The 26,150-nt window shown below is 71.6% G+C and carries 24 protein-coding genes; 10 read left to right on the top strand and 14 right to left on the bottom strand.

Going from position 1 to position 26,150, the window contains the following annotated elements; genetic code table 11:
• Positions 1-39: 39 nt before the first annotated feature.
• The 7 genes from M503_RS0107795 to M503_RS0107765 all read right to left on the bottom strand — a co-directional run bounded on the left by M503_RS0107795 (position 40) and on the right by M503_RS0107765 (position 5,013).
• The gene (locus M503_RS0107795; RefSeq protein WP_081720981.1) at positions 40-678 is read right to left on the bottom strand and encodes a hypothetical protein; all 639 of its coding nucleotides are present in this window, start codon (positions 676-678) and stop codon (positions 40-42) included.
• On the bottom strand, positions 675-1,304 hold the full coding sequence (locus tag M503_RS0107790) for a hypothetical protein (protein WP_028920719.1): 630 nt from the start codon (positions 1,302-1,304) through the stop codon (positions 675-677). Before M503_RS0107790 ends, M503_RS0107795 begins: the two co-directional genes overlap by 4 nt.
• Positions 1,305-1,306: 2 nt before the next feature.
• Positions 1,307-2,059 carry a phosphate/phosphite/phosphonate ABC transporter substrate-binding protein gene (locus M503_RS0107785; RefSeq protein WP_024870092.1) on the bottom strand — a complete coding sequence of 251 codons (753 nt, stop codon included), beginning with the start codon at positions 2,057-2,059 and terminating at the stop codon, positions 1,307-1,309.
• Positions 2,056-2,559, bottom strand: a complete 504-nt coding sequence (locus M503_RS0107780) for a PAS domain-containing protein (protein ID WP_231472342.1) — start codon at positions 2,557-2,559, stop codon at positions 2,056-2,058. Before M503_RS0107780 ends, M503_RS0107785 begins: the two co-directional genes overlap by 4 nt.
• Before the next feature lie 2 nt (positions 2,560-2,561).
• Positions 2,562-2,951 carry a roadblock/LC7 domain-containing protein gene (locus M503_RS0107775; RefSeq protein ID WP_024870090.1) on the bottom strand — a complete coding sequence of 130 codons (390 nt, stop codon included), beginning with the start codon at positions 2,949-2,951 and terminating at the stop codon, positions 2,562-2,564.
• A gap of 84 nt (positions 2,952-3,035) precedes the next feature.
• Entirely contained in the window at positions 3,036-4,235 is a 1,200-nt protein-coding gene (locus M503_RS0107770; protein ID WP_028920716.1) for an endonuclease/exonuclease/phosphatase family protein, read from the bottom strand.
• Positions 4,236-4,275: 40 nt separating this feature from the next.
• On the bottom strand, positions 4,276-5,013 hold the full coding sequence (locus M503_RS0107765) for an arginyltransferase (protein ID WP_028920715.1): 738 nt from the start codon (positions 5,011-5,013) through the stop codon (positions 4,276-4,278).
• Positions 5,014-5,179: 166 nt separating this feature from the next.
• Between M503_RS0107765 and M503_RS0107760 the strand changes: the two genes are divergently transcribed.
• Positions 5,180-5,773 (top strand): EF-hand domain-containing protein, encoded by a 594-nt coding sequence (locus M503_RS0107760; RefSeq protein ID WP_028920714.1) that lies wholly within the window; start codon positions 5,180-5,182, stop codon positions 5,771-5,773.
• A 103-nt stretch (positions 5,774-5,876) separates the two neighbouring features.
• On the opposite strand, the gene M503_RS0107755 is transcribed toward M503_RS0107760, so the two are convergent.
• The 3 genes from M503_RS0107755 to M503_RS0107745 all read right to left on the bottom strand — a co-directional run bounded on the left by M503_RS0107755 (position 5,877) and on the right by M503_RS0107745 (position 8,865).
• Positions 5,877-6,401 carry a hypothetical protein gene (locus M503_RS0107755; RefSeq protein ID WP_028920713.1) on the bottom strand — a complete coding sequence of 175 codons (525 nt, stop codon included), beginning with the start codon at positions 6,399-6,401 and terminating at the stop codon, positions 5,877-5,879.
• A 2-nt stretch (positions 6,402-6,403) separates the two neighbouring features.
• Positions 6,404-7,315 (bottom strand): acyl-CoA thioesterase II, encoded by a 912-nt coding sequence (gene tesB / locus M503_RS0107750; RefSeq protein WP_028920712.1) that lies wholly within the window; start codon positions 7,313-7,315, stop codon positions 6,404-6,406.
• A gap of 983 nt (positions 7,316-8,298) precedes the next feature.
• The gene (locus M503_RS0107745; RefSeq protein WP_028920735.1) at positions 8,299-8,865 is read right to left on the bottom strand and encodes an N-acetylmuramoyl-L-alanine amidase; all 567 of its coding nucleotides are present in this window, start codon (positions 8,863-8,865) and stop codon (positions 8,299-8,301) included.
• 25 nt (positions 8,866-8,890) lie between these two features.
• On the opposite strand from M503_RS0107745, the gene M503_RS0107740 reads away from it, so the two are divergent.
• The 3 genes from M503_RS0107740 to rlmKL all read left to right on the top strand — a co-directional run bounded on the left by M503_RS0107740 (position 8,891) and on the right by rlmKL (position 12,342).
• Positions 8,891-9,397 carry an MOSC domain-containing protein gene (locus M503_RS0107740; RefSeq protein ID WP_037060882.1) on the top strand — a complete coding sequence of 169 codons (507 nt, stop codon included), beginning with the start codon at positions 8,891-8,893 and terminating at the stop codon, positions 9,395-9,397.
• The gene (locus M503_RS0107735; protein ID WP_028920737.1) at positions 9,394-9,924 is read left to right on the top strand and encodes an alpha/beta hydrolase; all 531 of its coding nucleotides are present in this window, start codon (positions 9,394-9,396) and stop codon (positions 9,922-9,924) included. Before M503_RS0107740 ends, M503_RS0107735 begins: the two co-directional genes overlap by 4 nt.
• 147 nt (positions 9,925-10,071) lie before the next feature.
• Positions 10,072-12,342 carry a bifunctional 23S rRNA (guanine(2069)-N(7))-methyltransferase RlmK/23S rRNA (guanine(2445)-N(2))-methyltransferase RlmL gene (rlmKL, locus tag M503_RS0107730; RefSeq protein WP_028920738.1) on the top strand — a complete coding sequence of 757 codons (2,271 nt, stop codon included), beginning with the start codon at positions 10,072-10,074 and terminating at the stop codon, positions 12,340-12,342.
• A 647-nt stretch (positions 12,343-12,989) separates the two neighbouring features.
• Here rlmKL and dnaE read toward each other — a convergent pair.
• Entirely contained in the window at positions 12,990-16,559 is a 3,570-nt protein-coding gene (gene dnaE, locus M503_RS0107725; RefSeq protein ID WP_028920667.1) for a DNA polymerase III subunit alpha, read from the bottom strand.
• A 114-nt stretch (positions 16,560-16,673) separates the two neighbouring features.
• On the opposite strand from dnaE, the gene M503_RS0107720 reads away from it, so the two are divergent.
• The 4 genes from M503_RS0107720 to M503_RS0107700 all read left to right on the top strand — a co-directional run bounded on the left by M503_RS0107720 (position 16,674) and on the right by M503_RS0107700 (position 21,608).
• A complete protein-coding gene (locus tag M503_RS0107720) occupies positions 16,674-17,924 on the top strand; it encodes a DUF418 domain-containing protein (protein ID WP_028920668.1) in 1,251 nt (416 codons plus the stop codon).
• Positions 17,925-18,112: 188 nt separating this feature from the next.
• The gene (locus tag M503_RS0107715) at positions 18,113-19,369 is read left to right on the top strand and encodes an NAD(P)/FAD-dependent oxidoreductase (protein WP_028920669.1); all 1,257 of its coding nucleotides are present in this window, start codon (positions 18,113-18,115) and stop codon (positions 19,367-19,369) included.
• An 8-nt stretch (positions 19,370-19,377) separates the two neighbouring features.
• Complete coding sequence (gene gorA / locus M503_RS0107710) at positions 19,378-20,748, top strand: glutathione-disulfide reductase (RefSeq protein ID WP_028920670.1); 1,371 nt, start codon at positions 19,378-19,380, stop codon at positions 20,746-20,748.
• A gap of 524 nt (positions 20,749-21,272) precedes the next feature.
• Entirely contained in the window at positions 21,273-21,608 is a 336-nt protein-coding gene (locus M503_RS0107700; protein ID WP_028920672.1) for a response regulator transcription factor, read from the top strand.
• Here M503_RS0107700 and M503_RS17900 read toward each other — a convergent pair.
• Genes M503_RS17900 through M503_RS17375 form a run of 3 tightly spaced genes read right to left on the bottom strand, consistent with a single transcriptional unit; the run spans position 21,593 to position 24,092 of the window.
• Positions 21,593-21,862: an EAL domain-containing protein gene (locus M503_RS17900; RefSeq protein WP_269319849.1), complete on the bottom strand. Its 270-nt coding sequence runs from the start codon at positions 21,860-21,862 to the stop codon at positions 21,593-21,595. The two genes, M503_RS0107700 and M503_RS17900, sit on opposite strands and share 16 nt — an antisense overlap.
• A complete protein-coding gene (locus tag M503_RS15945) occupies positions 21,763-23,886 on the bottom strand; it encodes a diguanylate cyclase domain-containing protein (RefSeq protein WP_051440388.1) in 2,124 nt (707 codons plus the stop codon). Before M503_RS15945 ends, M503_RS17900 begins: the two co-directional genes overlap by 100 nt.
• Complete coding sequence (locus M503_RS17375; RefSeq protein WP_155951999.1) at positions 23,883-24,092, bottom strand: hypothetical protein; 210 nt, start codon at positions 24,090-24,092, stop codon at positions 23,883-23,885. The genes M503_RS15945 and M503_RS17375 overlap by 4 nt, the downstream gene beginning before the upstream one ends.
• 109 nt (positions 24,093-24,201) lie before the next feature.
• Here M503_RS17375 and hutG point away from each other — a divergent pair, with 109 nt between their 5' ends.
• Together hutG and M503_RS0107680 are read left to right on the top strand one after the other, a co-directional pair.
• Positions 24,202-24,978 carry an N-formylglutamate deformylase gene (hutG, locus tag M503_RS0107685; RefSeq protein ID WP_028920673.1) on the top strand — a complete coding sequence of 259 codons (777 nt, stop codon included), beginning with the start codon at positions 24,202-24,204 and terminating at the stop codon, positions 24,976-24,978.
• Positions 24,975-26,000: a DMT family transporter gene (locus M503_RS0107680; protein ID WP_028920674.1), complete on the top strand. Its 1,026-nt coding sequence runs from the start codon at positions 24,975-24,977 to the stop codon at positions 25,998-26,000. The genes hutG and M503_RS0107680 overlap by 4 nt, the downstream gene beginning before the upstream one ends.
• The last annotated feature ends 150 nt before the right edge of the window (positions 26,001-26,150 follow it).

Genomic DNA, 26,150 nt, shown 5'->3' with positions numbered 1-26,150 from the left:
GGCCGCCCGGTGGCGGCCGCGAGGTTCACTTCGCTCCGGTCAGAGCGGCGCGGCGAAGCGTGCGCCGGCCAGCTGGATGCTCCACACCAGCTCGACCATCGCCAGGTTGTTGAGCAGCGGTTCGCCGGCGAGGATCAGCCAGTAGCCGGTGCCGTCGACCCAGAACGGCACGAACGACCAGTCCGGCAGCAGCATGTCCGGATCGCTGTGGAAGGAGACGCGGCGCGCGTCGTCCCAGCCGCGGCGCGCCTGGCGCTGCGCGAACGAGGAATAGTCGGCGGCCGCGGCGCTGAGCGTCTCGGCCTGTTCCTGCGCCAGGCCGGACTGGCCCAGGCAGAAGCCGCTGTCGGAGGCGAGCACCGCGCGGCGCTCGCCGGACAGCGGCGCGATCACGTGCTGGGCGAAGTCGCCCAGGCGCACGTCCGGGGCCGGCACCTCGCGGCGCAGCAGCTGTACCCACTGGCGTTCGCGCAGCTGCTCGAGCATGCGCCCGCCCTGGTCGTGGTTGCGGCGCCACGTCTCCAGGCCGGGTGCGGCCTGGTCGCGCAGCATCGCCTGCACCGCGCGCTGCATCGGCGTCGGATCCGGCGAGGAGAAGGCATGCAGCGCACCGCGCGGGGTCGGCAGGACCCACATGGCGGTGGAGAGGGTTTCGACGCTGTCGAGGGTCTGGGTCATTTCCGTGTCGTTGAACGGGGCGGGGTCTGCTTCTCACCCATCGCCGCGTGCTGTTCCAGCCAGGCGGCGACCTGTTCCCAGCGGTCGCCCACGGCGATCTCGTGGCGGCGCAGGTCGCGGCTGGCGAGCATGAAGGCGAACTTGTCCTGGCAGGAGACGCAGTGGTCGAGGAAGTCGCGCTCGATGCGCGCGGCCTGCAGCGGCTCGCCGTCGAGCAGGGCCTCCACCACCCGCGCCGCCAGGCGCCGCGAGTGGTCGGGGCTGGCGCGGCGGATCCGCGCCGGCACGCTGGCCGAAGGCTGGGCGAACACGCTCCAGCGCGTGGCCAGCGTGGTGACCTGGGTCAGCGCGTGGCCATGGGCGTTGCGGTCGAAGGCTTCGGCCACGTAGGGCGGAAGCCGCGGCGCCGCCAGGGCCAGCGCGGCCTGGCGGATCGCGGTCTCTTCCTTGGGTAGGGCCACGAACAGGTCCGCCAGCGCGCCCTGCAGCGGCTCCACGTCGCCCAGCTGCAGGGCCGTCTGCAGGCGCGCCAGGTGTGCGCTGGCGTCCTGCGGGGCGCGCAGCACCGCGCAGGTGCGGGTGCGGAACTGGCGGCGTGCGTTGAGCGAGGCGGCGGTCCCGGGCATGGTCAATCCAGCAGGGTGTCCATCAGGTCGATCATGAACTCGGCGTCTTCCTGTTCCATGGCCTCGAAGCCGTTGGCCAGGCCGAGCGCCTTGAGCACTTCCAGGTCGCCCGGGTCGGCCGGGTTCACGCCCAGCAGGGCCTCGGCCAGCTTCGGCAGGTCCTCGCTCATGCGCGGATGGGCCAGCAGCACGTGGGTGATGTCGCGCAGCTTGCTTTCCACCAGCACCTTCAGCCGTTCGCGGGTGATGCGCGCCAGCGAGTGGTAGGCCGAGGCGAGGAAGAAGCCGGCGTCGACCTGGCCGTTGAGGGTCATGCGCGCGGCGGCCTGGTAGCTGTTGGCCAGTTCCCAGCGGATGTCCTGTTCGGTGAGGTCGGCCGGTTCGAGCAGGCGCAGGCCGATCAGCTTGACGTCGCGGTTGTCGGTGAGGGCGATGCTGCAGTCCGGCTGCAGGTCCTCGACGCAGTTGAGCGGCGAGGTCGCGGCGGTGGCGATCACCATCTCGTCCGAGTGCCCGGCCGGGCGCGCGAACGGGATGTAGCCTTCGCTGCGGATCAGCGAGGTGGCATCGAAGGGGTTGGCGTAGACCAGGTCGACGCCGCCGTCGGCGAGCATGCGCGCCTGTTCGTGCGCGTCGCTGGGCATCAGCAGGTGCAGGCGCAGGCCGGAGCGGCCCTGCAGCAGGGTGCTGAGCATGTACCAGCCGGGGAAGTTCTCGGGCGCGAAGTCCGGCGCCACCAGCATGTTCAGCGTCATGCGCCCACTCCTGCGATCTCCTCCTCAAGCCACTTCCGGTAGAGCGGCACCAGTTCCTCGATGCGCTTGCGCGAAGGCTTGCGGCGCACCGAGGTGTAGCCGACGACCTCGCCGTTGCGCACGTTCGGCAGGGCGGTGGCGTAGACCCAGTAGTGGGCGCCGTCCTTGCGCAGGTTCTTGACGTAGCCGTGCCACTTGCGGCCCTGCTTGAGGGTGTCCCACAGGTCCTTGAAGGCGACCTTGGGCATGTCCGGGTGGCGCAGGATGTGGTGCGGGGCGCCGATCAGTTCCTCGCGGCTGTAGCCGCTGATCTCGACGAACGCCGCGTTGGCGTGGGTGATGATGCCGTCCAGGTCGGTCCTGGAGACGATGAGACGGCCGTCGGGGAAGGGCACCTCGCGTTCGCTCCAGTGGATGACGCGGGAAGTGCCGTCCTGGTAGATGGCTTTGGCGGAGCGGTGCGGCTCCGCCGGCGGGTTCATGTCGGGGAGCACGTGCACGGTCAGACGATCCTGCCGAGGACCTGCGCGGCCCGCTTGATGTCGAGGAAGGCCAGGCCCAGCTTCACCTCGGCCTTGGTCAGCACGGTCAGCACGGCCTCTTCGCCGGCGGCGGTCATGATCACGTAGCCGTGCTCGCCCTGGACCAGGACGCGCTCGAGGCGGCCGCGGCCCAGTTCGCGCGCGGTGCGCTCGCCGAGCGAGAGCAGCGCCGCCGACATGGCGCCGATGCGGTCTTCGTCCATGCCGTGGGGCATGACCGCATCGATCAGCAGGCCGTCGATCGAGATCAAAGCCGAGGCTTCGATGTCGGCGCTGGAGGTGTTGAGGTCCGCCAGCGTCTGATGGATCTGCTGGGCCCTTTGGTTCTGCTGGAGGGGGATCGCGTTCATGTATTCATTGCATCACGCCATCCCGAAGGGGGGATTGATTGAAATCAATCTCCCCATGCCGCTTTCCAGGACCCCCGGCGCCGTTCAGTCGGCGGCAAGCTCGACCCACACCAGGTGGTGGTCGCTGGCATCGGCGATCGCCGCGGCCGGATCGTCCGACGCCGGCCAGAACACGCCGCTGCCGCGCAGGGCGAAGCCGGTGGACGGCAGCACGTAGTCCAGGCGCATCGCGCCCGAGCGCGGGCCGAAATCGCCGGTCACGTGTGCGGGCGCGCCGCGGTGCTGCAGTCCCGCTGCCGCGTATGCGCTGGCCTTTTCCGCACCACCGGTCGAGGTCGGCGTGGGCATGCGCAGCACCCGCGGATGTTCGAGCAGGCCGAGGATGGCTTCGCTGTGGCCGTCGCCGTCGACCGGATCGTTGTTGAGGTCGCCGGCGATGACGAAGCGCGCGTCCTGGGCGAGGCCACCGCAGCGGCCGGCGTCGTCGCACAGCCACGGGCGTTCGCCCGGCGAGATGTATTCCTGCCACAGCCGGATCTCGTCGGCGTTGCGCGCGCCGTTGCGGTCCTCCGGACCGTCGAACACCGGCGGGGTCGGATGCGAGACCAGGAAGTGCACCGTGCCCAGCGGCGTGCGCACCGGCACGTCCCAGTGCGACTTGGAGGACAGGCGCAGCTGCCGCCACACCTCGTCCTTGTGCCAGGGCTGGCCGGTGGCCGGATCGACCGGGCGGCGAGCACCAGGCATGTCGGCCCAGCGCAGCAGGCGGAAGCTGCGCACCTGCGCCGCGTCGATCGGGTGCATCGACAGCACCAGCATCCCGTACTGGCCCGGGTGCAGGCCGTAGCCCCAGGCGTCGTTGCCGCGGGCGCGGCCTTCGCCGCCGACCTCGCCGTTGTTGTCCAGGTCCAGGCCGCTGGGCACGCCGGTGTTGACCTCGGCCAGGTAGCGGTACGGATAGCGCAGCGGCTCGCCGCCGCCGGCCTGCGGCTGTTCCAGGTACTGGCGCTGGAACAGGTCGGCGGCGCGGCCCTCCGGGTCGTAGTCGAACTCGTTGAGCAGGACCAGGTCCGGGCGTACCTGCTGCAGCACCGCGGCGATCTTGCGCGCGCCCTCGTCGCCGGCTTCCAGGCGGCGGACCAGGCCGCCGTCCGCGTCGTCGTACAGCGAGGTGTTGTAGGTGGCCACGCGCAGCGTCGGCGGCGCGGCCGGCCCCGGGGGGGTGGCGCAGGCGGTGGTCATCAGCAGGAGGACGGCGGGCAGGAAGCGGAAGAGGGCGTGCATGCACCGATTCTCTCACGCGCCGCCGCGCGCACGGCCGCGCTCAGGGTTCGAAGCGGCGCCAGCGGCGTCCGTCGAAGGCTTCCAGCGGGCGGAAGCGGCGCTTGTAGTCCATCTTCGCGTGGCCGTCGATCCAGTAGCCCAGGTAGAGGTGGGCCAGGCCCTCGCGCCGCGCCCATTCGATCTGGCGCAGGATCGCCAGCGTGCCCAGCCCGCGCTGCGGCAGGTCCGGTTCGTAGAAGGTGTAGACCGCCGACAGCCCGTGCGGTGCGCGGTCGGTCACCGCCACCGCCAGCAGCCGTCCCGGCGAACCGTCGCCCGGCTCGCGCATTTCCAGGAAGCGGGTGTCCGACCAGCTGCCGACCAGGAACTGGTCGAACTCGGCGGTGCCGTGCCCGTCCATGCCGCCGTCGCGGTGGCGGCTGCCGAGGTAGCGCTGGTACAGCTCGAAGTGCTCGGCGGTGCGTCGTGCCGGCACGATCCGCGATTCGATATCGGCATTGCGCGCCAGGCAGCGGCGCTGGCTGCGGTCGGCGACGAAGTCGGCCACCGGGATGCGCACGGCGATGCAGGCGCGGCAGTGCGCGCAGTGCGGCCGGTAGACCAGGTCGCCGGAGCGGCGGAAGCCCCATTCCAGCGCCTGCGGGTAGATCGCCGCCAGGCGCGGGTCGCGCGGATCCAGAACCAGGTCGCGCGCGCTGCGTTCCGGCCAGTAGCCACAGGGGTGGCCGCCGGTCTGGAACAGGCGCAGGTCGTCGGTCGGGGAGGAGTCGTTGCCCATCGGATGCGGACCGCGGCGGATGCCCGCAGCATAGCGCCGGCCGGTCGCGGACGCTGCGACGCCTTACCCGGACGCTGGCTGAACGGATCCGGCGGACGGTCAACCGGTCCGGTGCTGGGCCGTTTTCCTTCGCGTGGCCACCGGGTCACCTTGACTGGAGAACACCATGAAGAAGACCCCCTCCCTGATCGCCGCCGCCCTGCTGGCCATGACCGCCGGCGTCGCCATGGCGCAGACCACCACCCCGGCCGCCGCGCCTGCAAAGGCGGAGCGCAAGGCGCTCGATGCCAATGGCGACGGCGTGGTCGATCGCAGCGAGGCGGCCGCGTTCCCCCGCCTGGCCGCGCGTTTCGAGGAACTGGACCGCGACAAGGACGGCAAGCTGAAGGCCGGCGAGCTGCCGCGCCACGGCAAGGGCCACCACGGCCGCTTCGGCCACAACCCGAAGGGCGACGGCTACCTGGCCCTGGATACCGACAAGGACGGCCGCATCAGCAAGGCCGAGGCCGCTGCGAAGCCGCGCTTCGCCGGGCGTTTCGCCAAGCTCGACGTGAACGGCGACGGCTTCCTCGACAAGGCCGACCGCGAGCTGGCGATGAAGAAGCGCAACGACGCCTGGTTCGCCGAGGCCGATACCGACAAGGACGGCAAGCTCAGCAGGGCCGAGTTCGACGCCGCCCATGCCAAGCGCATGGCCGAGCGTGGCCAGCACCGCGCGAAGGGTGGTTCGGCGCCGAAGGCGGCCCCGGCGCAGAAGTAAGCCTGCGCTGGAGCTGCGGCTCCGCGGAGGCCTGAAGCAAGGAGGCCCGGCGATGCGTCGCCGGGCCTCTTCTTTTTTCCGTTGCCGGATGCGCGCCGCGCGCTCAGTTCTCCGGCGCGGGCGGCGGCGGGGCGATGCGGACGCGGAATTCCTCGTCGTCGTCCTCGGCTGGTGCCGGCTGCGGGGCGGCGGGCTGCTCGGTGGTGACGGGCACCGGCGCGGCCGCGGGCGCCTTGTGGCGGCCCATCCACACCAGCACCGCCACCGCGGCGATCACCAGCAGCAGGGCCAGGCGGATGCGCCAGGCCCAGCGGCTGCCGCTGTTCTCCTCGAAGCGCGAGGGCAGCGCTTCGGTCGCCACCTGCGGCAGGCCGGAGTAGGAGCGCGTGGTCGCCAGCAGGCCGGTCTGGCGCAGCAGTTCGCGCGCGCGCGGCTGGTCCTCGGGCAGGCGCACCCACACCGCCGGCTGCTGGTTCTGCGGCACCGGTTCGGAATAGCTGAACTGGCCGCGGCGGCGTCCGCGGTAGGAACGCGGCTGGCTGACGTGGACCGGGATCCCGGCCTCTTCCAGCATCTTCGCCACGCCTTCGACGGTTTCCAGGCGCTGGCTGGTGAATACCTGGCGCACGCTTATTCCTTCGCCGGCACGGCCCGCGCGGCGGCGCGGTCCGGGACGACGCGGATCAGGCCTTCCTGGGCGGTGCTGGCGACCAGCCGGCCCTGGCGGTCGAAGATCTGGCCGCGGGCCAGTCCGCGCGAGCCCTGGGTGGAGGGGCTGTCGATCGAGTACAGCAGCCACTCGTCGATGCGGAACGGGCGGTGGAACCACAGGGCGTGGTCGAGCGAGGCCATCTGCACGTTCGGGGTGTAGTAGCTGATGCCGTGCGGGAAGGTCGCGGTGCCCAGCAGGTGGAAGTCGGAGGCGTAGGCGAGCATGGCCTGGTGCATTTCCACCGGGACGTCGCCGACGCTTTCGCGCAGGCGGAACCAGACCTGCTGGTAGGGCGGGCGCTTGGGCGGGTTGAGTTCGTCGCGCGGATAGACGTGGCGGAACTCGAACGGGCCGCCGCGCGAGAGCCAGCGCTGCACCTTGGTCGGCAGCGAGGCCATCACGTCCGGCGGCACCGGCGGGGCGGGCTGGACGTCTTCCGGCTGCGGCACCTCGGGCATGCCGAGCTGGTGTTCGGCGCCGGGTTCGTCGTCCTGGAAGGAGGCGGCGCAGAAGAAGATCACCTTGCCGTGCTGGATCGCGGTGATGCGGCGCACGGAGAAGCTGCCGCCGTCGCGGGTCTGGTCGACGTCGTAGACGATCGGGTGGTCGATGTCGCCGGCGCGCAGGAAGTAGGCGTGCAGGGAGTGGACGTGGCGGCCGTTGTCCAGGGTGGCCTGGGCGGCGGCCAGGGCCTGGCCGAGCACCTGTCCGCCGAACACGTAGCGGGTGCCGATGTCGCGGCTCTGGCCGCGGAAGAGGTTGTCTTCCAGCCGCTCCAGGGTGAGCAGGTCGATCAGTTCGGAGGCCACGGGGCCGAGGGCGGGAGGCAAGGGGGGACCCGTCGTCGCTAAGGGGGAAGCCGATTATACCGGGGGGCGTTGCCCCCCCTCTCCCACGGGAGAGGGGCTGGGGGAGAGGGTCGGGAGCCGGCAAGTGCTCCCGTTCGCGGTGGCAGTCGCCTCCCGGCGTTCCCGCTTGAGCCGGATCCCCGCTCGAGGGGCAGCAACAGCAACAGCGTGGGTTGCTTCGGCTCCGGACGGAGCCGCGGCAGCACGGGGGTATGGCGCATCGCGCGGTTCCGCCATCCCTGGCTCCAACGCGCGAACGCAGCACATCCATGTGCTGCTTGCGCCATACCCCCGCGCTACCGCGTCTTTCGGCGCGTTGGGGTTGTGGCTTCGTTCTCTCCCCTCTCCCACCGGGAGAGGGGCAGGGGGTGAGGGTCGGGAGCCGGCAGTCCTCCCGTTCGCAGTGGCGGTGGCCTCGCGGCGTTCCGCTCGAGCCTGATCCCCGCGCGGGGTCGGACAGCAACAGCAACAGCAACAGCAACAGCGTGGTTGCGTCGGCTTTGGACAGAGCTGCGGCAGCACGGGCGTATGGCGCATCGCGCGGTTCCGCGTCCGCGCCGGGACTGAACACAGGCGCTAGCGAGGACTGGCGCGTCGCCACGCGCAAGCAGGCTCACCGCTCGTACTGCGTTCGCGAACGCAGCACATCCATGTGCCGCTTGCGCCATACCCCCGCGCTACCGCGTCTTCGGGCGCTTTGGATCGTGCCTTCTGTTCCCCTCTCCCCCCGGGAGAGGGGCCAAGGGTGAGGGGCGGGAGCCCAGCGGCGTCGGACTACCGACCCTCTCCCCCAACCCCTCTCCCGGGGGGGAGAAGGGCCAGGAGCCGTAGCCCGGATAAGCGAAGCGCATCCGGGGATCAGGGGGCGGCAGGCGTGTGGTCGAGGTGGCGGGCGCGTTGTCCCGGATGCGGCCTGCGGCCTTGTCCGGGCTACCCCGCTGTTCCTTCACCCGGGGTGAGACTGCCTACAGCAGCCGCTGCAACGGTACTTGCGCGAGGACGCGCTCCCACGGGAACCGCGGGCCCGGGTCGAGCTTGCGGTGCACCAGCACTGCCGGGTCGTCGCTCGCCGGCACGCGCTCGCGATCCAGGTCCTCGTGCCCGGCGATATGCCGCAGCGTGGGCAGTCGCGCGGCCAGGTCCTGCAGCAGGGCCACCAGCGATTCGACCTGCGCGTCGGTATACGCCTCGTCCATCGCCTGGTGGCGCGAGTCCAGCCAGTGCGGGTAGCGGCCGGTGTTGACCAGTTCGATGCCGAGGGATCGCGGGTTCTGGCCGCGCACGTGGTGGGCGATGCGCTCTTCGGGCACGTAGCGCAGCACCGTGCCGTCGCGGTCGATGTAGTAGTGGCCGCTGTTGCCGGTGCCGCTGTCGTAGCGCACGCGCTCGCCGTATTCGCGGGCGGTGGCCAGGTCCGGCAGTTCGGTGCAGTGGATGACCACCAGCTCGATGTCCGCCAGCGAACGTTCGCCGAGCCGGTCCACGTAGGGCAGCGGCTGGTCGACGACGCGGAGGTTTGGCGGGGTGGGCATGGAGCCGGATGCTAGCATTCGCGCCATGGCGACCCGCACTCCAGTTCCTTCCCCCGACAGTCCGCTCGGCCGGCTCATGACGACCCTTCCGCATGGCGGCAAGGTCGAATGGATCGGCCTGCGCCCGGCCCGCAACAGGGACATGGTCGAGGTCGAAACGGTCGAAGCCACCACCGGCGCCGGTCTCACCGGGGACCGTTACAACGGCGGCAGCGGCAAGCGCGGCGTCACCCTGATCCAGGCCGAGCACCTGCCGGTGATCGCGGCGCTGGCCGGGCACGACCACATCGCGCCGGGGACCCTGCGCCGCAACCTGGTGGTTTCCGGAATCCCGCTGGTGGCGCTGAAGGGCCGCCGCTTCCGCGTGGGCGAGGTGGTGCTGGAAGGCACCGACGCATGCGATCCGTGCTCGCGCATGGAGGATGCGCTCGGCCCCGGCGGTTTCAACGCCATGCGCGGCCATGGCGGGCTGTGCGCGCACATCGTCGAAGGCGGCACCCTGCGCGTCGGCGACGTGGTGGAGGCGCTGTGAGCCGCGGCCACTGCATTCTTTCGCACGGTTTCGAGAGCGGTCCGGATGCGACCAAGGTCACCGCGCTGGCGCAGGCGGCCGAGGCGCTGGGCTGGACCACCGAACGCCCGGACTACACCGACCTGGACGCGCGCAGCGAGGTCAGCCGCGTCGGCGACGTGCCGGCGCGCCTGCAGCGCCTGCTGCGCATCGCCGGCGAGGCGGTGGAGCGGGGTGGGCCGGTGGTGCTGGGCGGCTCGAGCCTGGGCGCCTACATCTCGGCGATCGCCTCGCTGCAGGTGCCCACCCGCGGCCTGTTCCTGATGGTGCCGCCACTGCAGATGGGCCCGATGCCGGCGCTGGACGCCGCGCCGGTGCCGACCTCGGTGGTCCATGCCTGGCACGACGAGATCATCCCGGCGGCAGGGGTCATCGAGTGGGCGCGTGCGCGTTCGGCGCGCCTGCTGGTGCTGGACGACAGCCACCGCCTGTCCGCGCACGTGGACGCCACCGCCCGCGCCTTCGCCGAACTGCTCGAATCGCTCTGAGCCGGCTTCGGGCGCCCGGCGCACGCTGAACGCCGCCGCGCCCGCCGGGCTGGCGCCGCCACGCCCGATGGCCGACCATTCCCGTCCATGCCGATGCCCGGCAGCCGCCCCGCGGCCCGGCGGCCCCGAACGCGAGCCTGTTTCCCGATGAAGTTCTTCGTTTCCTGCGCCAAGGGCCTGGAATACCTGCTGGCCGACGAACTGGTGGCGCTGGGCGCCGCGAAGGCCACCGCCACGGTCGCCGGCGCCAACGCCGAAGGCACACTCGCCGATGCCCAGCGCGCCGTGCTGTGGTCGCGCCTGGCCAGCCGCGTGCTGTGGCCGCTGGCCAGCTTCGATTGCCCGGACGAGCAGGCGCTGTACGACGGCGCCGCCGCGGTGCCGTGGCACGAGCACCTGCGCGAGGGCGACACCCTGGCGGTGGACGCGCATGTCTCCGGCGAGGCGATCACCCACGCGCGCTTCGCCGCGCAGCGGGTCAAGGACGCGGTGGTCGACGTGTTCCGCGCGCAGGGCCTGGAGCGGCCCTCGGTCGACGTCGATGCGCCGGGCCTGCGCCTGAACCTGTCGCTGCGCAAGGGCAGGGCGACGCTGTCGATCGACCTGGGCGGCGGCCCGCTGCACCGCCGCGGCTGGCGCGCCGAACAGCGCGAGGCGCCGTTGAAGGAGAACCTCGCCGCGGCGGTATTGCTGCGCGGCGGCTGGCCGGCGCTGTACGCCGAAGGCGGCGCGCTGCTCGACCCGATGTGCGGCAGCGGCACGCTGCTGATCGAAGGCGCGCTGATGGCCGCGGACGTGGCCCCGGGGCTGGGCCGGATCGACGCGCGCAGCGCCGGCGATCCGGCGCCGGAGGAACTGGCGGCCTCGCCGCTGGAAGGCTCGGCGCAGAACCCGTGGTCGGCGGCGCTGGCGAAGGTCGCGCCGGCCGATGCCAGCGCGCCTGCCGCCGCCGCGGACATCGATGCGCCGGCGCCCACGCGCTGGACCGGTTTCGATGTCGAAGGCTGGAAAGCGCTGGTCGCCGAAGCGCGCTCGCGCGCCGAGGCCGGCCTGGCCGCGCTGCGCCCGGTGTTCCATGGCAGCGACCTGGATCCGCACGCGATCGCCGCCGCGCGCAGCAATGCGCAGGCTGCCGGCGTCGCAGGTGTCATCAGCTTCGAGGTCCGCGATATCGACGCGCTGCCGGAAGCGCCGCAGCCGCGCGGCCTGGTGGTGTGCAATCCGCCGTACGACCGCCGCCTGGCTGCCGATGGCCTGCTGTACCGGCGGCTGGGCCAGGCGCTGCAGCGGGCGGTGCCGGAATGGCGCGCCAGCCTGCTGTGCGGCGACGCCGACCTGGCCCAGGCCACCGGCCTGCGCGCGGCGAAGAAGTACCAGCTGTTCAACGGCGCGCTGGAGTGCGCGCTGATCGTCTGCGATCCGCTGCGCCCGCCGCAGCGCGATGCCGCGCCGCGCGAGCTGTCGGAAGGGGCGAAGATGGTCGCCAACCGCCTGCAGCGCAACCTGCGCAAGCTGAAGAACTGGCGCAGCGGCGAGGGCGTGACCTGCTTCCGCGCCTACGACGCGGACATCCCCGAGTACGCGGCGGCGATCGACGTCTATGCGGAGGACGAAGGCGGGCAGCGCACCTTCCTGCACGTGCAGGAGTACGCGCCGCCGGCGGAGATCCCCGAGGCCGACGTGCGCCGTCGCCGCAACGAGCTGCTGGCCGCGGCGCGCGAGACGTTCGACGTGCCGGCGGACCGGGTGGCGCTGAAGACCCGCGAGCGCGGCAAGGGCGGCAGCAAGTACGGGCGCTTCCAGCAGGCCGGCGAGCGCTTCGTGGTGCGCGAGAACGGTGCGAAGCTGTGGGTGAACCTGTTCGATTACCTCGACACCGGCCTGTTCCTCGACCACCGTCCGCTGCGCCGGCGCATGGCGAAGGAGGCCAAGGGGCGCCGCTTCCTCAACCTGTTCTGCTACACCGGCGTGGCCAGCGTGCAGGCGGCGGTGGCCGGGGCGGCGTCGACGACCAGCGTCGACCTGTCGGCAACCTACCTGCAGTGGTGCGCGGACAACCTGGCCCTCAACGGCATGGGCGGCGCCGCGCACCGGCTGGTGCAGGCCGATGCGGTGACCTGGCTGGAAGCCGAGCGTGGCAAGTACGACGTGATCTTCTGCGATCCGCCGACGTTCTCGAACTCGGCGCGCGCGGACGACTTCGACGTGCAGCGCGAGCACGTGCGCCTGCTGCGCGCCGCCTGCGCGCGCCTGGCGCAGGGCGGGGTGCTGTACTTCTCCAACAACTTCCGCCGTTTCCGCCTGGACGAAGAGGCGGTGTCGCAGTTCGCCCACTGCGAGGACATCAGCCCGTCCACCATCCCTCCCGACTTCGAACGCAACCCCCGCATCCACCGCGCCTGGCGCCTGACGGTGTAGGGCCCAGGCTATGTACCCCTCCCCCTCCGGGGGAGGGGGAGGGGAGAGGTCGGGCGCCCGCCAACGGCGAAGATCGCGACCGCACCAGGAACCCGACGTCGAGTCAGCTCCGCACGGAGCCGCGGCAGCGCGGGGGTATGGCGCATCGCGCGGTTCCGCCATCCATGGCTCCAACGCGCGAACGCAGGCCATCCATGGCCTGCTTGCGCCATACCCCCGCGCTACCGCGTCTTCGGGCGGTTTGGGGTCGCGGCTTCGTTCTTGCACTCCTCTCCCACCGGGAGAGGGGCTATGGCCTTGTAGCCCGGATAAGCGAAGCGCATCCGGGAAGGGATGAGGGAGGCATTGGAGCGGCGTGGCGGCCGCTTCATCCCCGGATGCGGCCTTCGGCCTTGTCCGGGCTACGCACACGCAACCGCGTCTTCGGGTGCGTTGGGGTCGTGGCGTCGCGCTTGTTCCCCTCTCCCACCGGGAGAGGGGCAGGGGTGAGGGTCGGGAGCTCTGGCGACGCTGGGACGACGACCCTCTCCCCAACCCCCGCTCCGCGCCCCGGCCCGCGTCCACGGGACGCGGGCGTTCGACGGCATGCGCGCCAGTGGCGCGCCGACATGCCGTCTCACCCCGGAGGGAGAGGGGCTCCAGGCGGCTCAATGCGCCCAGGGGCGGGCGATGGCGACCTTCACCGCGCGCACGCCCGGCTGCGCGCGCAGCGCATCCAGCAGCGGCGGGCCGACGCGCACGGAGTTGGCGCCGTTGAGGTCGAGGACGCCGGTGGCGGCGTTGGCGCCGCGGCCGACCTGCAGATGCAGGCGCAGCGGGGTGGGGCCGGGGCGATGGCGGGCCAGGACTTCGTCGATGCGGTTCCACACGCTGGAATCGCGCAGGTCGACGCGCAGCGACAGGCGCTGGGCGTGGCTGGCGCATAGCTGTTCGAAGTCCCAGGCCTGCTTCAGGCGCAGGCTCCAGCCGCCGTTGAATTCGTCCTCGCGCAGGCCGCCCTGCACGACCAGCACGCGGTCGCGCACCAGCAGGCTCGAAAGCTCGGCGGCGGCCTCGGCGAACACGCCGCATTCAAGGCGGCCGCGGCCGTCCTCCAGTTGCACGAACACCTGGCTGTCGCCCTTGCGACGGATGCCGACGACCATGCCGGCCACCACCACCTGCACTTCCGGGCGCCAGCCGCGCTTCTCGCCCTGCGAGGCGGCGCCCCACAGGCGGTCGAGTTCGCCCAGGTCGCTGCCGACCAGTTGCCGCACTTCGTCGCGGTACGGGTCGAACGGGTGGCCGCTGAGGTAGTGGCCGAGGGTTTCGCGTTCGCCGTCCAGCAGCTGGCGCAGCGGCCATTCGTCGGATTCGGGCAGGTCCAGCGCCAGCGCCGGGCCGGCGTCGGCCGAGGGCATGCCGAACAGCGAGACCTGTCCGGCCGCGGCTTCCCTGGCCATCTGGTCGGTGGCCTTCATCACTTCCGGCAGCTGCAGCATCAAGGTGGCGCGGTTGCGGCCCAGCGCGTCGAGCGCACCGGCATTGACCATCGCTTCCAGCGCGCGGCGGTTGAGCTTGGTCGAGTCGACGCGGCGGCAGAAGTCGAGCAGGTCGCGGTAGTCGCCGCCGCGCTGGCGCTCGGCGACGATCGCCTCGCACAGGCCGCGGCCGACGCCCTTGATCGCGCCCAGGCCGTAGCGGATGGTGTCGGCGGTCACCGCCTCGAACATGTAGTCGGAGTCGTTCACCGCCGGCGGCAGCACCTGCAGGCCGAGGCCGCGGGCCTCGTTGAGGAAGCCGACCACCTTGTCGGTGTTGTCCATGTCCGAGGACAGGGTCGCGGCCATGAACTCGGCCGGGTAGTGGCGCTTGAGCCAGGCGGTCTGGTAGGAGACCAGCGCGTACGCGGCGGCGTGCGACTTGTTGAAGCCGTAGCCGGCGAACTTCTCCATCAGGTCGAAGATTTCGTCGGCCTTCTTCTCGTCGACGCCGCCCTTGGCCGCACCCTCGCGGAACATCTCGCGGTGCTTGGCCATCTCCGCCGGGATCTTCTTGCCCATCGCGCGGCGCAGCAGGTCGGCGCCGCCCAGCGAGTAGCCGCCGACGATCTGCGCCATCTGCATGACCTGCTCCTGGTACACCATGATGCCGTAGGTGTCCTTCAGGATGGCCTCGGTGCGCGGATCCGGATAGACGATCTCCTCCTGGCCGTGCTTTCGCGCGTTGAACGAGGGGATCAGGTCCATCGGGCCGGGCCGGTACAGCGACACCAGCGCGATCAGGTCCTCGAAGCGGTCCGGGCGCGCGTCCTTCAGGAGGCGGCGCATGCCCGAGGATTCGAACTGGAACACCGCGCCGGTATTGCCGCTGGCGAAGATGTCCCTGTAGGTGGCCACGTCGTCCAGCGGCAGCGCGGCGATGTCCAGCGGCGGGATGCCGGCGCGCTCGTGGCGGCGGTTGATGGCCTTCACCGCCCAGTCGATGATCGTCAGCGTGCGCAGGCCGAGGAAGTCGAACTTCACCAGGCCCACTTCCTCGACGTCGTTCTTGTCGAACTGGGTCACCGGGTTCTTGCCCAGTCCGTCGTGGTCGTGTTCGGCGAACAGCGGGCAGAACGTGTACAGCGGCGCCGGCGCGATCACCACGCCGCCGGCATGCTTGCCGGCGTTGCGGGTCAGGTCCTCCAGCTGGCGCGCCAGGTCGATCAGGTCGCGCACGTCCTCTTCGGACTGGTAGCGCTGGATCAGCTCGGGCGAGGCCATTTCCTCGTCCTTGCCTTCGCCCATCGCGTCCTTCAGCGAGATGCCGAGGATGTTCGGGATCAGCTTGGCCACGCCGTCGACGAAACCGTACGGGAAGCCCAGCACGCGGCCGGTGTCGCGCACCACCGCCTTGGCCGCCATGGTGCCGTAGGTGATGATCTGGCTGACCCGCTCGCGCCCGTACTTGCGGGCGACGTAGTCGATGACCTCGTCGCGCCGGTCCATGCAGAAGTCGATGTCGAAGTCGGGCATCGACACGCGTTCCGGGTTGAGGAAGCGCTCGAACAGCAGGTTGTAGGGCAGCGGGTCCAGGTCGGTGATCTTCAGCGCCCACGCCACCAGCGAGCCGGCGCCGGAACCGCGGCCCGGGCCGATCGGGATGCCCTGGTTCTTGCCCCACTGGATGAAGTCGGCAACGATCAGGAAGTAGCCGGGGAAGCCCATCTTGATGATGGTGTCCAGCTCGAAGTCCAGGCGCGCGAAATAGTCCTCGCGGGTCTTGCCCGGCGCCAGCGGGTTCTTCGCCAGGCGCTCTTCCAGGCCTTCGTGGGACTGCTTGCGGATCCAGCTGTCCAGGGTCTCGTCGGACGGCACCGGGTAGTCCGGCAGCGCGTACTTGCCCAGGGTCAGCTCGAGGTTGCAGCGGCGCGCCAGCTCGACGGTGTTGGAGATCGCGTCGGGGATGTCGGCGAACAGCGCGGCCATCTCCGCCGGCGACTTCAGGTACTGCTCGGGGCTGTAGTCGCGCGGGCGCTTGGGATCGTCCAGCACCCGGCCGGAAGCAATACACACGCGCGCCTCGTGCGCGTCGAAGCCGGCGCGGTCGAGGAAGCGCACGTCGTTGGACGCCACCACCGGGATGCCGCGCGCGGCGGAGGCGTGCAGGGCGAAACTGTTGAACGCCTCCTCGCCGTCGCGACCGGTGCGGGTCAGCTCCAGGCACAGGTTGCCGTCGAAGTCGCGCTGCCAGTCGGCCAGCTGCTGCTGGGCCAGGTCGTGGCGGTTCTCCGCGGCCAGGCGCCCGGCCAGGCTCTCGCGGCCGGCCAGCAGGATCAGTCCGCTGCCGCACTCGCGCACCCATTCCGGGCGCACGGCCACGCCGCCTTCGGCACGGTGTCCTTCCATCCAGGCGCGGGTCAGCAGGCGCGACAGGTTCAGGTAGCCGCCGTGGTCGCGGACCAGGGCGGTGAGCCGCCACGGCGCCTCGCCGGGCCCGGCGGCCACGGCCAGGTCGGCGCCGGCGATCGGCTTGATGCCCACCGCCTCGGCCGCCTTGTAGAACTTGATCAGGGCGAAGAGGTTGTTGAGGTCGGTGACCGCCAGCGCGGGCAGCCCCAGTTCCACCGCGCGGCTGAGCAGGTTGGCCTGCTTGGCCTTGGCCGGGTCGGCCTGGTCCGGTTTTTCGGGCACGCGGATGGTCGAGTCCGCGAGCGAAAACTCGGTGTGCAGGTGGAGGTGGACGAAGCCGGACATGAGCCGAGCAGGGTACCGGCGGGGGGAGGGGGGAACAAGGCTTGACGGGCGGCCGGGGCGACACTTCCGCGGCCGGATCGGCCATCATCCGCCGGTCCTCCAAGAGTCTTGCCGATGACCGAGACCGCCCTGCAGCCCGTTGCTCCCGCCGAACGCCTGTCCCACCTGGACGCCCTGCGCGGGTTCGCCCTGCTGGGCATCCTGCTGATGAACATGGAGGCCTTCGTCGGCCCGACCCTGGCTTCGGGCAGCGGCCTGGACCCGGCGCTGACCGGCGCCGACCGGATCGCCGATGGCCTGGTCTACTTCTTCGTGCAGGGCAAGTTCTTCACCCTGTTCTCGCTGCTGTTCGGCATGGGCTTCGCGGTGATGTCGCAGCGCGCCGAGGTGGCCGGCCGCGACTTCGCCGGGATCTACTGGCGCCGCGGCCTGGTGCTGCTGGCGATCGGCCTGATGCACGGGGTGCTGGTCTGGTCCGGCGACATCCTCACCATGTACGCGCTGCTGTCGTTCCTGCTGCTGGCGTTCCGGCCGCTGGGCGCGCGCTGGCTGGGCTGGATCGGCGCGCTGGTCTACCTGGGTGGCCCGGGGCTGGTGTTCGCCCTGGCCCTGCTGAGCTGGGTGGTGTCGCTGACGCCGGACGGCGGCGAGGCCTGGAACCGGGCCATCGCCCAGGGCGGCGGGCAGATGCTGGCCCTGGTCGACGACGCGCGCCGGGTCTACGCCTCCGGCAGCTACGGCGAGGCGGTGGGGCAGCGGCTGCGCGAGATGGGCGCGGCGCTGGGCAACATCACCGTGTTCGGGCCGCTGGTGTTCGGCATGTTCCTGCTCGGCGCGGCCTTCGTGCGCAGCGGCGCGATGGCCGAACCGGCGCGGCATGCGCGCCTGTTCGCGCTGCTGCGCTGGGTGGCGCTGCCGCTGGGCCTGCTGGCGATGGGCGCATCGTTCGCCCTGGCCTCGTACTTCCCGATGGACCGCTTCGACCTGCGCAGCGGTACCGCCCAGGCGCTGGGCCTGGTCGCCAACGGCCTGATGTGCCTGGGTTACATGGCCTGGCTGCTGCGCGCGTTCGCCAGCCGCGCCGGCGCGCGCGTCGCCGGCTGGCTGGCGCCGGCCGGGCGCATGGCGCTGAGCAACTACCTGATGCAGTCGGTGGTGTGCACGCTGGTGTTCTACGGTTACGGGCTGGGGTGGTTCGGGCAGATGCCGCGCGCCTGGCAGGTGGTGTTCGCGCTGGGCCTGTTCGCGCTGCAGATGCTGCTGAGCCGCCTGTGGCTGCGCCGTTTCCGCTTCGGACCCGCCGAGTGGCTGTGGCGTTCGCTGACCTACTGGAAGGCGCAGCCGATGCGCGTGGTTGCGGCCTGAGGACACCCTGCGTAGCCCGGACAAGGTCGAAGGCCGCATCCGGGGAACCGGGTGCCGTCGTCACCGAGGGACTCTTGCCACGCCACCGACGGTGAATCCCGGATGCGCTTCGCTTATCCGGGCTACGAGCGTGGTTGCGTTGGCAACGACGTGCCGCGTGCGGCAGGCGGGCGGGTAGACTTGCGGGCGTGAACCCCCACCAAGACGACGTCCTCATCCTCGGCGGCGGCGCGATCGGCCTGGCCACGGCGCTGGCCCTCCTCGAAAGCGGCCGCGGCGTGCGGGTGCTGGAAGCAGGCCGCGTCGGCGGCGCGACCTCGCACGGCAACTGCGGCACCATCACCCCCAGCCATGCGCCGCCGCTGGCCGCGCCCGGGGTGCCGCTGCGCGCGCTGAAGTGGATGCTGACCCCCGACGCGCCGCTGTACCTCAAGCCGCGTGTCGACCCGGTGCTGTGGCGCTGGCTGCTGCGCTTCGCCGCCCGCTGCAATCCGCGCGACTGGCTCGACAGCGCCCGCGGCCGCGCCGCGATCCTCAACGATTCGCGCGCGCGGCTGAAGGACTGGATCGGCCGCTACGGCCTCGAGTGCGAGTTCGGCGAGACCGGCCTGGACTACGTGTTCCGCGACCGCCGCAACTTCGAATACCACGTGGCCGAGTGCGAGCCGCTCGACCGCATGGGTATCGCGACCGAAGTGATTGACGGCGACGCCTACCTGCGCGACGAGCCGGCGCTGCGCGAAGGTGTGGTCGGTGCGATCCGCTTCCCCGACGACGCGCACCTGCGTCCGGACCGTTACGTGGCCGAACTGGCGCGGGTGGTGCGCGAGCGCGGCGGCCTGATCGAGGAGGGCTGTCGGGTCGAGGCGCTGCTGCCGGAAACCGACGGCGTGCGCGTGCGGATCGCCGATGGCGGCGAGCGCCGCGGCCGCGACGCGGTGGTGGCGATGGCCGCATGGACGCCGGCATTGATCCGCCCGCTGGGCCTGCGCCTGCCGATCCAGCCCGGCAAGGGCTATTCGATCACCTATCCGAAGCTGGACCTGGCGCCACGCCGGCCGCTGGTGCTCAAGGACCGCTCGGTCTGCGTCACCGCCTGGGGCAGCGGCTTCCGCCTCGGCAGCACGATGGAATTCTCCGGCCAGGACAGCAGCCTCAACGCGGTGCGCCTGGCCGCCCTGGAGCGTGCCGCGCGTGAATACCTGCGCGCGCCCCCGCCGGCGGATGCGGCGCTGGAGAAGTGGTACGGCTGGCGGCCGATGACCTTCGACGACCTGCCCGCGCTGGGCCGTTCGCCACGCCATCCTCACGTCTGGTTGGCGGCCGGCCACGGCATGCTCGGCATCAGCATGAGCACGGCGACCGGCCAGCTGGTCGCCGACCTGATGACCGGGCGCGACCCGGCGATCGATCCCGCACCGTACCGCGTCGAGCGGTTCCAGTAGGAGGCAGCATGGCCAGCACGACGCCGCAGATGGACTTCGACCTGGTGGTCGTCGGCGGCGGCTCGGGCGGGCTGGCCGGGGCGTTCCGCGCCGCCGCGCACGGCGCGCGGGTGGCGCTGCTGGAGCCGCGCGAGTTCGGCGGCACCTGCGTCAACCTCGGCTGCGTGCCGAAGAAGGCGATGTGGCTGGCCGCCGACCTGGCCATGCGCATGTCGCTGGCGGCCGACCTCGGTTTCGACCTGGAACCCCCTGCGCTGGACTGGAAGGCGCTGGTCGCCCACCGCCAGCAGTACATCGCCGGCATCCACGCCAGCTACCGCCGCCGCCTGGACGAAGCCGGCGTGGTCGCGATCCCGCAGCGCGGGCGCCTGCTCGATGCGCATACCGTGGAAACCGGCGATGGCATGCGCCTGCGCGCCGGGCGCATCCTGCTGGCCACCGGCGGGCGTCCCTTGCGGCCGGACATTCCCGGCGCGGAACTTGGCGGCGTCTCCGACGATTTCTTCGAACTGTGCGGGGCGCCGGCGCGGGTCGGCATCGTCGGCGGCGGCTACATCGCGGTGGAGCTGGCCGGCGTGCTGCAGGCGCTCGGCAGCCGCGTCGAAGTGTTCGTGCGCGGCCCGCGCCTGCTGTCGACGATGGACGCCGAGGTGGTGCTGCAGCTGCAGGAGGACATGCGCTGGCATGGCGTGCGCCTGCACCTGGACGCGCCGGTGCACGCGCTGGAGGCCGACGGCGACCGCGTGCGCGTGCTGCACAAGGGCGGCGACAGCGCCCAGCCGGAGGCCTTCGACAGCGTGCTGTTCGCCACCGGCCGCCAGCCCAACACCGAGGGCCTCGGCCTGGAGCAGGTGGGCGTCGCGCTCGACAGGGCCGGGCACGTCGTGGTCGACGAATGGGAGAACACCACGGTGGAGCACATCCACGCCATCGGCGACGTCACCGGCAAGCTGGCCCTGACCCCGGTGGCGATCGCCGCCGCGCGCCGGCTGATGGATCGGGTCTTCGGCGGCCAGGCCGACGCGCGCCTCGACTATGACAACGTGGCCACGGTGGTGTTCTCGCATCCGCCGCTGGGCAGCGCGGGACTCAGCGAGGAAGCCGCGCGCGAGCGCCATGGCGACGCCGTGCGCACCTGCACCACCGGGTTCCGGCCGATGCTGCACGCCCTGGCCGAATCGCCGCAGCGCAGCCTGTTCAAGCTGGTCTGCGTGGGCGAGGAGGAGCGGGTGGTCGGCATCCACCTGCTGGGCGAGGGCGCCGACGAGATCCTGCAGGGCTTCGCCGTGGCGCTGAAGATGGGCGTGACCCACCGGCAGCTGCTGGACACGGTGGCCATCCACCCGACCTCGGCCGAGGAAGTCGTGCTGATGCGCTGAAGCGCGCCGTCGGCGATGCGCCACGGGCACTCCCCGGGCCACCGCTTCGGACCGGTCGAACCTGCGACCAAAGGACGGGGCCGGATCAATGCGACCGGCCGGCGGCCGTTGCTATATTCGGGCCGTTGACCAGGGCGGGGGCACGAAGTGGTCGCAGCATCGATCGGAACGTCGTTGAAGGAACAGCACGGGCTGTCCGCACCGCCACCGCCTGCGAAACCACGAACACCGGATCCCTCCGGCCCGCCGCAGGCCCTGGTCGCCGTCGACCGCGTGCTGGTCCGCCATGGCCTGGTCCACCTGCTGCATGCCGAGCGCCTGGCCCGGGTGAGCGTGCCCTCCAGCGCCCGCCAGGCGCGCAACTGGCTGCGGCGCCGCCCGTTCGACGTGGTCCTGGTCGATGCGGCGCAGGCCGAGGCGCTCGGCGAGGCGGTGCTGCAATGCGAATCCCGCCGCACCGTGCTGGTCACCCCGCGCGACCACGCCGGCGGGACGCCGCTGCCGGCCAGCGCCTGCGCCTGCGCATGCTCAGCGAGACCCGCGACGAGGCGGCCACCATCGAGCTGCTGCGCTCGGTGGCGCGCTGCGCCCAGGCCGGTTTCCAGTCCGAACGCTGCGGCGAGTGCACGTTGCGCCGTACCTGGCGGCGTCCGCCGCTGCCGCTGTCGCCGCGCGAGACCGAGATCTTCGTGCGCATCGGCGCCGGCGAAGGCCCGCAGCGCATCGCCAGCGAGTTCGGCCTGTCGGTGAAGACGGTCGAGTGCCACCGCGAGAAGATCAAGCACAAGCTCGGCCTGCAGGACGGCGAGGCCCTGCGCGTGGCGGCGCTGCGCTGGCGCGAGGGCTACAGGCTGGCCTGAGCCGGTTCCGGCTGGACCGCTTCGCTGCGCGCCAGCCAGCGGGCGGCGAAGCGCGACGCCGGCAACGCCGGATCGAACAGGAAGCCCTGCGCGCGCCAGCACCCCAAGTTGAGCAGCGCGTCGGCCTGCGCGCGCGTCTCCACGCCTTCGGCGATCAGTTCCAGGTCCAGGCTGCTGGCCATGGCCAGGGTCGCGACCACGATGGCGTAGTCGTGGCGGTGCTCGAGCATGCCGCGGACGAAGGTGCGGTCCAGCTTGAGCCGGTCCAGCGGGAAGCCCTTGAGCTGGGCCAGCGACGATCGCGAGCCTGCGTGGAATAGCCCATGCCGAAGTCGTCCAGCGACAGGCTGAAGCCGGCCTCGCGCAGCGTGCCGAGGGTGGCCAGCGATTCGTCCGGGTCGGCCATCAGCCCGCTTTCGGTGAGCTCCAGGTCCAGCCGCTGCGGACTGAGGCCGCAGGCTTCGAGCTGCCCGACCAGGCGGCGGGCAAAGCCGCGGTCGTCGAACTGGCGCGGCGAGATGTTGATCGCCAGCCGCCCGGGCAGGCGCAGGCCGTCGCGTTCCCATTCGTGCAGCTGCGTGCACGCGCGGCCGATCACCCATTGGCCGAGCTGGCCGATCAGGCCGCGGTGTTCGGCCACCGGCACGAACTCGTCCGGCGCAACCGGGCCGAGCACCTCGTCGTTCCAGCGCAGCAGGGCCTCGGCGCCGAGCAGCCGGCCATCCTCCATCGCCACCTGCGGCTGGAAGTACAGCTCCAGGCTGTCCTCCTCGAGCGCGCGCTCGAGGCGGTCGGCCAGCTGCACGCGCCGCGCCAGGCGTGCGCTCATGCTCGGGTGGTAGACGTCGATGCCGTTGCGCGAGCGCTTGGCCGCGTACATGGCGGTGTCGGCGTTGCGCACCAGCAGCTCGCTGCTGCCGCCATCGCTGGGGAACACCGAGATGCCGATGCTGGCGCGCGCGCTGAGCACGTGTCCGCCGATCGACATCGGTCGTGCCATCGCCTCGACCAGGCGGCCGGCGATGGTGCGGGCGATCGCGGCGTCGGCGCCGGAGGCCAGCACCACGAACTCGTCGCCGCCCAGGCGCGCGACCAGCTCGCGGGCGCGGGTGTTCTCGCGCAGGCGCCGCGCCACCTCGACCAGCACCGCGTCGCCGACGCTGTGGCCCTTGGTGTCGTTGATTTCCTTGAACTCGTCCAGGTCGATGAACAGCACCGCGAACACGCGCCCGCTGGCGCTGGCCTCGGCGATCTGCCGCTCCAGTTCGGCGTAGAAACCGGCGCGGTTGGGCAGCTTCGTCAGGTCGTCGAACAGCGCCAGCTGCTCGATCCGCGACATCTGCGAGGCCTGCAGCGAGATGTCCTGCACGGTGCCGACCACGCGGGTGCGGTTGCCGTCGGCATCGTTGAGCGCACGGCCGCGTTCGCGCAGCATCCGCGGCGGGTGGCCGGGGCGTTCGACCCGGTAGCGGATGTCGTAGGCGGTGTCCCTGGCCAGCGCGGCGTGGAAGGCGGCGTCGACGTCGGGACGGTCCAGCGGATGCACCCAGCGGCGCAGGTGGTCGTAGCCGCCGCAGCCGACGCTGGGCTCGGTGTAGAGCATCTCCCGGGCGCGTTCGCAGCAGGCCAGCGCGCCGTTGGGCAGCTGCAGCTCCCGGCGCCCCGGCTGGGCCAGGTCGTGTGCCTCGCTGAGCAGGGCCTGGCTCTCGCGCAATGAGGCCATGGAGGCGTTGAGCGCGTCGCGGTCGGCGGCGACGTAGGCGTTCATGGCCAGGCCGATGTCCAGGAACATCCGCCGCACCAGCGACTTCAGGGCGATGGTATGGGCGTCCGGATCCTCGTGCGCCAGCGGCTGCAGGGTGTCCATCAGCGTGGTCAGCAGCTTGGCGCAGGAGGCCACGTACCAATGCGGTTCCAGGCCGATGCGGTGGTGGATCGCGCCGATCTGCAGGCGGTTCTCCACGTAGCGGGCGTCGCACGGCATGGTGAACAGGTCGCGCGCGTAGTCCTGCTGGGTGCGATGCAGGCGCTCGCGCCGGGTGCCTTCGCCGATCAGCTCGCCCAGCCCGGCGAAGCTGCCGACGTGGTCGTAGAAGCTGCGGACGTTGCCTTCCCCGCGCGGGGCCACGAACTCCCACAAGCGGCGCAGGCGGGCCTCGTCCTCCTCGTCCAGTTCGAGGAAGGCCAGGCGTTTGCGCAGGTCGTCCCCGTCGATCGCGGACGGGAAGGCGGCGATCGGAGGGCAGTGGCTGTCCATCCGCGACCCCGGGGCCTTCATGGCGACTGCGGCTGGTCGATGGGCCTGTCGCAGGCCGAGGCGTCCGGGTCGAGGTCGGCGCCCGCGATGACCGCGGCCTGGGCCAGCAGGTGCACGCCGTCCAGCTGCGGCAGGTCGGGAATGCAGGTCCCCGGCGCCCACGCCAGGCCTCCGCCGTCAGGCGATGTCGCTACGTGGTGCCAGCACGGCCGCGATGGTGCGTCCATAGATCCCCCCCCGGGTACGGCCAGCGTAGGCAAAGCGTGATCGCTGTACATCGGGGGAACCCCGGCTCGATTGGTAGGGCAGGGCGCGGCGCGGGCCTACAATGCGGGCATGGAAAACTTCCGCCTCCACCAGGGCAGCGCGCCGCTGCTCATCAGCCTGCCGCACGACGGCAGCGGACTGCCCGACGACATCGCCGCGCGCCTCACCGACGGCGCGCGCCGCGTGCCGGATACCGACTGGCACGTCTCGCGCCTGTACGACTTCGCCCGCGAGCTGGGCGCCTCGATCCTGGTGCCGCGCTGGTCGCGCTATGTCGTGGACCTCAACCGGCCGCCGGATGACACCTCGCTGTACCCGGGCCAGAACACCACTGGTCTGTGCCCGGTGGTCCAGTTCAGCGGCGAGCCGGTGTACCTGCCCGGCGCCGAGCCGGACGCGGCGGAGATCGCCGCGCGGGTGGACAGCTACTGGCGTCCGTACCACGAGACCCTCGACGCGGAGCTGCAGCGCATCCGCGGCGAGCATGGCCGCGCGGTGCTGTGGGAAGGCCATTCGATCCGCGGCACGCTGCCGTTCCTGTTCGAAGGCGATCTGCCGGACCTCAACCTCGGCACCGCCGGAGGCGCCAGCTGCACCCCGGCGCTGCAGCGCCGCCTGGAAGCGGTGCTGGACGCGCAGGAGCAGTACAGCCACGTGGTCAACGGGCGCTTCAAGGGCGGCTACATCACCCGCCACTACGGCGTGCCGGAAACCGGCGTGGAAGCGGTGCAGCTGGAACTGGCGCAACGCACCTACATGGACGAGGACAGCTTCGACTACCTGCCGGAGCGCGCCGCACGCCTGCAGGAGGTGTTGCGCGCGCTGCTGCAGGCGACGCTGGCATGAGCCTGGAGGACCAGGCACTCCGCGAAGCCGGCAGCGCGACAGCGGGACAGGGGGAAACGGCAGAGCCCCCGCCATCGGCGACCGCGGCGCACACCGCCGTCGAGGCCGAGGCACGGCATGCGCGCCGCCAGCGCCGGCTCGGCCTGCTGTACGCCGCGCTGGGCGCGATCCTGTTCTCCGGCAAGGCGATCATCGTCAAGCTCGGCTTCCGCTACGGCGCCGATGCGGTGACCCTGCTGGCTTTGCGCATGGTGGTGGCGCTGCCGTTCTTCCTGCTGATGGGCGTGTGGGCGGCGCGGCGCGCGACGATGCACCTGCACCGCCGCCACTACCTGCGGATCCTGGTGCTGGGTTCGCTGGGCTACTACCTGGCCAGCTTCCTCGACTTCGCCGGCCTGGCCTACATCACCGCCACCCTCGAGCGGCTGATCCTGTACCTCACCCCGACCCTGGTGCTGCTGATCGGCTGGCTGGCGTTCGGGCGCCGCCCGGCGCGGCGGCAGTGGATCGCGCTGCTGGTCAGCTACCTCGGCGTCGGCCTGGCCTTCGGCCACGACCTGCTGGTGGGCGGCGAAGGCATCGTGCTGGGCGGCGTGCTGGTGTTCGGCAGCGCGCTGGCCTATGCGCTGTACCTGGCCGGCAGCGGCGAGATGGTGGGGAAGGTGGGCGCGGTGCGCCTGACCTCGCTGTGCACCTCGGTGGCCTGCGTGCTGTGCATCGGCCAGTTCCTGCTGCTGCGCCCGCTGTCGGCGCTGGACCTGCCGGCGGAGGTGTACTGGCTGTCGCTGGCCAACGGCACCTTGTGCACGGTGGCGCCGGTGCTGCTGGTGATGTTCGGCATCGCCAGGCTCGGCTCCGGGACGGCTTCGCAGATCGGCATGCTCGGGCCGGTGTCGACGATCATCCTGAGCCTGCTGGTGCTGGGAGAGCCCATGGGCGCCTGGCAGGTGGCTGGCACCGTGCTGGTGCTGGGCGGCGTGCTGCTGGTCTCCCGCGCCCCGGCCATCGCCCGCCGTGCGTAACCCGTCCCCCTGTAGAGCGGGGCTTGCCCCGCTGCCTTTCGCCACGTCGTGTTCCCCAGGCGCAGGAGTCGGGCAAGCCCGACTCTACAAAGGCCCCGTAGAGCGGGGCTTGCCCCGCTGCTTCTCGCCACATCGTTTTCGCCAGGCGCA

The sequence above is a fragment of the Pseudoxanthomonas suwonensis J47 genome (assembly GCF_000513955.1).
Taxonomy (GTDB): domain Bacteria; phylum Pseudomonadota; class Gammaproteobacteria; order Xanthomonadales; family Xanthomonadaceae; genus Pseudoxanthomonas; species Pseudoxanthomonas suwonensis_C.
Note: the sequence above shows the minus strand (reverse complement) of the source record. Positions and strands in the feature narration are given on the sequence as shown.